1 protein-coding gene is annotated in these 871 nt (G+C 63.3%); it reads right to left on the bottom strand.

Annotated elements, in window-relative coordinates:
- Positions 1 to 58 precede the first annotated feature (58 nt).
- Positions 59 to 619, bottom strand: coding sequence for a hypothetical protein (locus AC0L3K_RS40640; RefSeq protein ID WP_473368209.1), 561 nt, complete (start codon positions 617 to 619; stop codon positions 59 to 61).
- Positions 620 to 871 lie beyond the last annotated feature (252 nt).

Genomic DNA, 871 nt, shown 5'->3' with positions numbered 1-871 from the left:
TACCGTCAAACCGCGGCGCACGAAGGGGTCAAAATTGGACGCCGATGAGGGGTCAAATTTACAGGCCGATTGACAATTGATAGTGGGCTTCAACCTGGACCGGGAACGTGCCGGGCATGTGCGCGACGAGACCGATGCGTCCCATTTCCGCGAGCAGACGTTGCTGCAATTCGAGCGCATGCGCCTCCCTCAGCCGAAGATGGAGACCGTAGTGACCATTGGCCGACAGCAGATCGCGGATCTGCGCGTGCGTCAGCGTAACGATGTCCTTTGCGTCCCATCGAACGAAGACCCGCTTGTCTCCCGGCAGTTTCATGATCGGCGTCTTGAAGCTGGTCGCGCCATAGGTCCAGGACTTCGGCGAAATCTCGGTCACCGTGCCGCTCAGCAACAGCACGCGCTTCGCGCCCTCCTTTCGCACCAGATCGCATGCCGCAGTCATGACGACATAGGCATCCGGCGGCTCCCCGGGCGCGCCGCCATTGAGCAGATCCTTCCTGATCAGGACATCGCCGAAGCCGACCGGAATCTCGTCGACGGTGGTCTTCACCTTTACAAGATGGGCGGAAAGACCATGATCGACCTCGACAGCGTGGATGAATTCATGCTGCGTTGCCAAGGATCGAAACGAAGGTGAACCAGGTCTCCGAACTGCGCAACGAAACCGAGCGGACACCGTCGCAGAGGCTGTCGAGGCAACCGGACCAATGCCGCGTTAAGACCATGCGTTCGGCCTGATAGGACGATCGAGCCGCGGGTTTTGTGTTTGTCGGCCGTTGCGTCCGTACCACTTCGTGGGGGGGGGGGGGGGGGGGGGGGGGGGGGGGGGGGGGGGGGGGGGGGGGGGGGGGGGGGGGGGGGGGGGGGGGGG

The organism is Bradyrhizobium sp. MI1.10, from assembly GCF_055811035.1.
The sequence above is the reverse complement of the archived record's forward strand: the minus strand, read 5'-3'. Positions and strand labels throughout refer to the sequence as shown.